We start from the raw sequence: 7,367 nt of genomic DNA on the forward strand, positions 1-7,367 counted from the left end.
TCTGTGATGACGACCGGGATATGGTGAGACGACGCCCGAGATGAAACCGGAGTTCCGTTTCCGGACTGGGGCGGGGGTGGCCTCCTCGTCCCGACCCTCGACGCCGTTCGCGTTTTGGTCCAGGGAGGCAGCATGAAACAGCATCCCGACGCAGCGGCGGTGTCCGTGCCGGCGCCAGGCTCCGGCGTGGCGGCCGAGGCCGCGCAGAACTCCATCGCCGCCCGTGCCATGGCCTCCCTCAGGCCGCAGGGCTCACCCTATCTCGAAGGGCTGAACCCCGAGCAGCGCCGTGCCGTCGAGACGACGGAGGGGCCGGTTCTCGTCCTTGCGGGCGCGGGCACCGGCAAGACACGGGTGCTCACCACGCGCATCGCCCATCTCGTCTCGACGGGCAAGGCGCGGCCTTTCGACATCCTATCGGTGACCTTCACCAACAAGGCCGCCCGCGAGATGAAGCACCGGATCGGTGCCCTCATCGGCCCGGCCGGCGAGGGGATGCCCTGGCTCGGCACGTTTCATTCCATCGGCACCAAGATCCTGCGCCGGCACGCCGAGATGGTGGGGCTGAAATCCGACTTTACGATTCTGGGGATGGACGACCAGCTCCGCCTGATGAAGCAGGTCATCGTCGACCAAAACATCGACGAGAAGCGCTGGCCCGCCCGCGCCCTGTCCTCGGCCATCGACGGCTGGAAGAACCGCGGGCTCCTGCCCGAGCAGGTGCCTCCCGGCGAGGCGAGCGCCTTCGCCTTCGGCAAGGGCGGCGCCCTCTACACCGCCTATCAGGCCCGGCTCCTGACCCTGAACGCCGCCGATTTCGGCGATCTCCTACTGCTCTGCCTCAAGCTGTGGCGCGAGAACCCGGATGTGTTGGCCAATTACCAGCAGCGCTTCCGCTACATCCTGGTGGACGAGTACCAGGACACCAACGTCGCCCAGTATCTCTGGCTGCGCCTGCTGGCCCAGGGCCACCGCAACGTCGCCTGCGTCGGCGACGACGACCAGTCGATCTACGGCTGGCGCGGCGCCGAGGTCGACAACATCCTGCGGTTCGAGCACGATTTTCCCGGCGCGATCGTGGTGAGGCTGGAGCGCAACTACCGCTCCACCGGGCATATCCTCGCCGCCGCCTCGGGGCTCATCGCCAGGAACGAGGGCCGTCTCGGCAAGACCCTTCGCACCGAGGACGTGGCCGGCGAGAAGGTGACGGTGGCCGGCGCCTGGGATTCGGAAGAAGAGGCGCGCCAGCTCGGCGAATCCATCGAGAGTCTGCAAGCCAAACAGCATCCGCTTTCCGAGATCGCGGTGCTCGTGCGCATCTCGGCCCAGATGCGCGAGATCGAGGATCGGTTCGTCCAGCTCGGCCTGCCGTATCGCGTCATCGGCGGCCCGCGCTTCTACGAGCGCGCCGAGATCCGTGATGCCCTGGCCTATCTGCGCGTCACCATGAACCCCGCCGACGACCTCGCCTTCGAGCGCATCTTCAATACCCCGAAGAGGGGCCTGGGCGATGCGACCCTGCAGATCCTGCACGGCTATTCGCGCTCGCAGCGCGTGCCGCTGCTCCAGGCGGCGCGCAGCCTGATCGAGACCGACGAGCTGAAGCCGCGCGCCCGCTCCGGCGTCCGCGCCCTGGTGGAGAGCTTTTCGCGGTGGGCGCGGATGGTCGGCACCCAGCCCCATTCCGAGGTGGCCCAGACCGTCCTGGAGGAATCCGGCTACACCGAGATGTGGCAGAAGGACAAATCCGCCGATGCCGCCGGGCGCCTCGAAAACCTCAAGGAGTTCGTGCGCTCCATGGAGGAATTCCCCGACATGGCGGCCTTCCTCGAACACGTCTCACTGGTGATGGAAGCGAGCGAGCAAGAGGGGGCCGACCGCGTCTCGCTGATGACGCTCCACGCCGCCAAGGGGCTCGAATTCGACACGGTGTTCCTGCCCGGCTGGGAGGACGGCCTGTTCCCGAACCAGAGGGCGCTCGATGAGAGCGGCCGGGCCGGGCTGGAGGAGGAGCGCCGCCTTGCCCATGTGGGCCTCACCCGTGCCCGCAAGCGCGCCAAGCTGTCGTTTGCCGTCAACCGGCGCATCCACGGCCTGTGGTCCTCCACGGTGCCGAGCCGCTTCATCGACGAATTGCCAGCCGACGCCGTCGATGTGGTCGACGCTCCCGCGCATTTCTCCGCCGGTGCCTCGCGCTTCGACCGGAACCCGGTGCCGTTCGGCTCGTCCTACGGGACGCCGGGCTGGCAGCGGGCGCAGGCCAACACCGCGGGAAACCAGGGGTTCGGAGGCGGGGGCGGGCAAGGTTTCGGAAAGTCGTCCTCGCCCGGCCGGAGCAACGGCGGCCCGCGCCAGATCGAAGGCGAGCTCGTCGCGAAGTCCACCGGAGCGCCGTCTGCGTTTTCGGATGGTATGCGAGTCTTCCACACCAAGTTCGGTCCCGGCAACGTGGCGGCCGTCGACGGCAACAAGCTGACGGTTGACTTCGATAAGGCCGGCCGCAAGATGGTCCTCGACAGCTTCATCCAGCCAGGTTGAAGCACCCCGCCGGCCGCATGCGACATGGCGTGCGGTCCCGGTCGGTTTCGCCCCTCGTGAAGGGCCGTGGTCGAGATGGATGCTTCGTCGTTCCACCATCTCACCTACCGAAAACTCGCACCCTCCGTCGTCCCCGCGTTTCAGGCGCGAAATTCGGACACACGTTCTGGATTTCGTGCCGTCATGCCCCTGTCGCCACCGGCACGGCATGGTGTGTGCGTGGGTGATTCGCGGCTTGCCGCACCGGGAGCCCGTCACCCATAGGCCAAGTCACCCACACGCGAAGTCGTCCACAGGTGGTGGGGCGACGCGTGGAACTGAAAGACCTGCCGTCGAATTCTCTTGTTAATCATTGTCGGGGATAGTGTAGCAAATCTTATTAAGGGCAGGACGCGTAGGCAGGTCGAAGATCAGTTAAACCCTAGTTGGCAAGTCCAGTTGGAGTGTTGATCGATGAAAAGACGGCGCACACGACTTGAGCTGGTAGAAGACCGCCCGGTGCGGCTGCATCGCACCCGCTTCGACGATGAGCGTAATTTAGGCCCTATCCAGCCTCTGACCGTCCGGCAGGCCGAATACCTGGATGCCCTCGCCGTCAGCAAGCAGGTCATCGTCCTCGGACCGGCCGGCACCGGCAAGACCTACATCGCCGGAACCCGCGCCGCGGATCAGCTCCGCCAGCGCCGTATCGCCAAGGTCATCATCACCCGTCCCAACGTGCCGTCCGGCCGCTCGCTGGGCTTCTTTCCCGGCAGCTTGGAGGAAAAGATCGCGCCCTGGGTCACGCCTTTGACCGAGACCATGAAGGAGCGCATGGGCGACGCCGCCTACGAGATCGCCATGAAGACCGGCGACATTGAGGTGGTGCCCTTTGAGGTGATGCGCGGACGCACCTTCAAGAACTGCCTCGTGATCCTCGACGAAGCGCAGAACACCACCACCGCCGAGATCAAGATGTTCCTGACCCGCATCGGCGACGATTGCCAGGTCATCATCAACGGCGACGTATCGCAGACCGACCTGCGCGAGACGTCGGGCCTCCGGACCGTGATCCACCTCGTGAAAAGCCGCATGATGCAGGTCCCCATCGTCGAATTTACTCTCGACGACATCGTCCGTTCGGGCATCTGCGCCGAATGGGTACGGGCTTTCGAGGAAACGAAACTCTGATCCGAGTGTTGTCTGCGGCGGGCCGAACCCGACCCGCCGCACGGACCGACATGCGGTAATCATCTCTCCAGCTCCTGCTGGAGAGGTTATTCCAAGCGTCGCGCTCGGACAAAAGAGAACGGAAACGCCCGATGAAGAAGCTGATTCTCGCGCTTGCCATGGTCGGAAGCCTCGGCGCCGGCGCCGGCGCCCTCGCAACGAGCGCTTCGGCCGCGCCCGGCGCCCCGATGGGCGTCACCTCCTCCGAGACCGTCACCCCCGTGCGGATGCACCGTGGGGAGCACCGGATGCATCGCCGCATGCACCGTCGTCACCACATGCGCATGCACCGCAACCACATGCGTCACCGGATGATGCATCACCGCCGCATGCACCGCATGTGATCGCAGCAGCGATCCGAACGACGAAAGGGCCCTGACGGGCCCTTTTTTCTTGGCTTATTGAATTTCCTGGCCGATCGAATCCGGAGATCGCGCCACTCCGCGGCACATCACGCACCGGGTTCCGGATGGCCCTCCGCTAGTGCTGCGGACCTGAGGGAAAGGGGGCGCAGGCGTGAGGATGGGCGGGAGATTTCGACCCGCGCTCCGTTTCCCCGGAGGAGTGGAGCGCCGGCGGAACCCGATTCGGAATCCCGCTGACAAAGTCGCGAAGCGTCTATTCGGCCAAAGCGAGCCTCAGAGCTTCGGCGTCGCCTTCACGGCGCCATCCTTCACCAAACCGTCCTTGGCCGTGGCCTCCTTGGCGGGAGCAGCCTTCGTTGCCGGCGGCTTTCCGGCCTTGGCCGGCTCGGCCGCGACCTTGGCCTTCTGCCCCACGGCACCGGTCACCGTCGGCACCGTGATCACATGGGCGGTATGAATGGCCTTGCCGGATTTCGGTGCCGGCTGGATCGTTTCCGGCGCAGCGGCGGCCGCCGGGATCGTGGCGGCGTCGGTTGCCGGGGTCGGCGAGGCCTTGCCAGTGAGGAGGCTACCCAGAACCTTAGTGTAGGAGGGCGAATCCGCATCGGCATCGGCCACCAGGATGCGCGCCGGCGTTACGGGCTTTGCCGGTTCGGGCGCCGCATTCGTCTTGGCGACGACGCTGCCGGGCTTCGTCTTATCAGAACCCGGCTTAAGGGCCGCCGCGGCGGCTTTGGTCGGGATCGGAGCCTCGGCGGCGGCCAGCATCACCGGCCGTCCCTTGGCATCCACCTCGACTTCGCGCTCGCCGGCCGCCAGGCTCTCGGGCCGGCTCACCTCGCCGAGATGGTGGCGGGCGTATTCCTTGGGATCGTAGGGCGCCTCCGGCTCGTCCTTCTTCGTTAGGTTGGCGAAGGCCATGGTCGAGGCGGGTGCCTGCGGCCGGAAGACCGGGTTCTGGCCGCCATCGTCATAGACGATTCTGGTCGCCGGTGTGCCCTTGGCGACGAGTTCGGCGATGTCGTGATTGTCCTTTGCCCGCTTCTCGGCGACGAGGGTGTCCACCCGCGGCGAGCACGAGCCGGCGGCCACGTCCTGTCCGCCGAAGACGTAGCGCGTGCCGCAGACGTTCACGCGCGGCTCTTCGCGTAGGGCCTCGAAGTAATCCGAGCCTTCCTTCAGGTTCTTCCAGAACGGTGCGTTGGGGTCGTTGCGATACTTGGCGAAATTCTGCGCCGTCATCCGGAACGGATAGGACTGGAACTGGAAGGCGCGCTGCCCGCCGGCGAAGGAATCGCGCGCCAGGGCGTAGAGCTCACCCATGGATTCGTCGGTCATGGCGAAACAGCCCGAGGACGAGCAGGTGCCGTGCACCATGATGTAATTGCCGGTCCGGCCGTTGGCCCGATCATAGTTGTTCGGGTAGCCGGTATCGAAGGAGAGGTAATAGGACGAGTTCGGGTTCATCTGCCCCGGCGTCACCGTGTAGAAGCCCTCGGGAGCCTGCCGGTCGCCCTGCTTGGTCTTGGGGCCGAGCTGGCCCGACCAGCGGCAGATCGGGAAGGTCTTGAGGAGCGCGTACTGGCCGTTCGTGCCGCGCTTCCACACCTCCATCTCCGCTTCCTTCTTGTAGGCGCGGATCAGGATGGGGTCGTTGGTGGCCATGCCCTTCTGGGCCATCAGCGCCAGTGTCTTGGCCGGAACGGGCGTGAGAGCGCGCAACGGCACGCCACCACCCATCGAGCCATCCTGGCAAGCAGAGAGGGAGAGAGCGAGCGCAACGACACCGGCAGCCGTAGCCAAGCGTAGAGCCAGCGGGCGCAAAGCCATGGGGAACCCCGTCCTCATTCATGCGCTCGCGGAATCTCGCCCGTCGAACGCCACTCCCCAACCCAATAGCGTCGTTAAACTTACCCGGTTGTTACCGCAAGAAGACGCAAATGGCCGGTGTGGCGAGATGTGGATTTCGGTGGCTTCCTCAGTGTGGGCAACACATTGCCGCAAAGTGTCGGTCGGCCTCGACGGTCAGGGGGGCGGCCGGCTGGCAATCGACTTGATTCCGCTGGTATTTCCGCTTCCGGCACGCGGCGCGTGGAGGCATGGCGCGCGGAACGGCAAGCTCCGAACCGAAGGGCAGGGCGAGATTTAACAAAACCTCTTTCAGTTCCCTGAGGCCTGTGCGCCTAAACGACGCACTAAGAGCTAGGCTACAGTTTACGGCCGATATCGAGGAACTTCGCCGCCCGGCGGTCGCGGATCTCGTCTGGGCTCAGGCCGTCGAACTCGGCGAGCGCCTTGGCCACGGCCTTGCCCGTATTGGCGATCGCCGCATCGCGGCCGCGATGAGCGCCGCCGGTGGCCTCCGGGATGATACCGTCGATGATCCCGAGGCGCAGGAGATCCTGGGCCGTGATCTTCATGGCGGTGGCCGCATCCGCCGCCCGGCCCTGGTCACGCCAGAGGATCGAGGCGGCGCCCTCCGGCGAGATCACGCCGTAGATCGCGTGTTCGAGCATGAGGACGCGGTTGGCGGTGGCGAGCGCGATGGCGCCCCCCGAACCGCCTTCGCCGATGACCACGGCGACGTTGGGCACGCCGAGGCCGAGGCAGGTCTCGGTGGAGCGGGCAATGGCCTCGGCCTGGCCTCGCTCTTCCGCCTCGATGCCGGGAAAGGCACCGGCCGTATCGACGAAGGCGAGGACGGGAAGGCCGAAGCGGTCGGCCATTTCCATCAGCCGCACCGCCTTGCGGTAGCCTTCGGGCTTGGCCATTCCAAAATTGTGGCGCAGGCGGCTCTCGGTGGTGGAGCCCTTTTCCTGGCCGAGCACGCAGACGGCGCGGCCCTCGAACCGGCCGAAGCCGGCGACGATGGCCTGGTCCTCACCGTAATGGCGGTCCCCGGCCAGGGGTGTGAACTCGGTGATCAAGCCGGCGCAATAGTCGATGAAGTGCGGGCGCTGCGGATGGCGCGCCACCTGCGTCTTCTGCCAGGGCGTCAGGGTGGCGTAGATGTCGGAGAGGGCGGATGCCGCCTTGGCCTCCAGCCGGCCGACCTCCTCGCTGATGGAGACCGCGCCGTCGCGGGAGGCCAGGGTCCTCAGCTCCTCCAGCTTGGATTCGAGCTCGGCCACCGGCTTCTCGAAATCGAGATAGGAGCGCGTCACCAACATCGGTCAGAGATCCTTGTTCGTCGCCGTCGGCGCGCCGTGGGGCCGTGCCGGGCATGACGGCGGCGGGAGGCGTCCGGGGCGGGCG

The 7,367-nt window shown here is 66.2% G+C and carries 5 protein-coding genes; 3 read left to right on the top strand and 2 right to left on the bottom strand.

The features are described from left to right. The first annotated feature begins 132 nt into the window (after positions 1-132). The 3 genes from FPV16_RS08535 (at position 133) to FPV16_RS08545 (ending at position 4,091) form a co-directional block, all read left to right on the top strand. Positions 133-2,538 carry an ATP-dependent helicase gene (locus FPV16_RS08535; protein ID WP_227437789.1) on the top strand — a complete coding sequence of 802 codons (2,406 nt, stop codon included), beginning with the start codon at positions 133-135 and terminating at the stop codon, positions 2,536-2,538. A gap of 453 nt (positions 2,539-2,991) precedes the next feature. Then, positions 2,992-3,708 (top strand): PhoH family protein, encoded by a 717-nt coding sequence (locus FPV16_RS08540; RefSeq protein ID WP_026176203.1) that lies wholly within the window; start codon positions 2,992-2,994, stop codon positions 3,706-3,708. Positions 3,709-3,839: 131 nt separating this feature from the next. After that, the gene (locus tag FPV16_RS08545; protein ID WP_227437790.1) at positions 3,840-4,091 is read left to right on the top strand and encodes a hypothetical protein; all 252 of its coding nucleotides are present in this window, start codon (positions 3,840-3,842) and stop codon (positions 4,089-4,091) included. A 294-nt stretch (positions 4,092-4,385) separates the two neighbouring features. On the opposite strand, the gene FPV16_RS08550 is transcribed toward FPV16_RS08545, so the two are convergent. Both FPV16_RS08550 and FPV16_RS08555 read right to left on the bottom strand, forming a co-directional pair. Then, positions 4,386-5,927 carry a L,D-transpeptidase family protein gene (locus FPV16_RS08550; RefSeq protein ID WP_413629235.1) on the bottom strand — a complete coding sequence of 514 codons (1,542 nt, stop codon included), beginning with the start codon at positions 5,925-5,927 and terminating at the stop codon, positions 4,386-4,388. A 392-nt stretch (positions 5,928-6,319) separates the two neighbouring features. Next, positions 6,320-7,282, bottom strand: a complete 963-nt coding sequence (locus FPV16_RS08555; RefSeq protein ID WP_227437792.1) for an acetyl-CoA carboxylase carboxyltransferase subunit alpha — start codon at positions 7,280-7,282, stop codon at positions 6,320-6,322. Between the last annotated feature and the right edge of the window lie 85 nt (positions 7,283-7,367).

The sequence above is a fragment of the Methylobacterium sp. W2 genome, assembly GCF_020662345.1.
Taxonomy (GTDB): Bacteria; Pseudomonadota; Alphaproteobacteria; order Rhizobiales; family Beijerinckiaceae; genus Methylobacterium.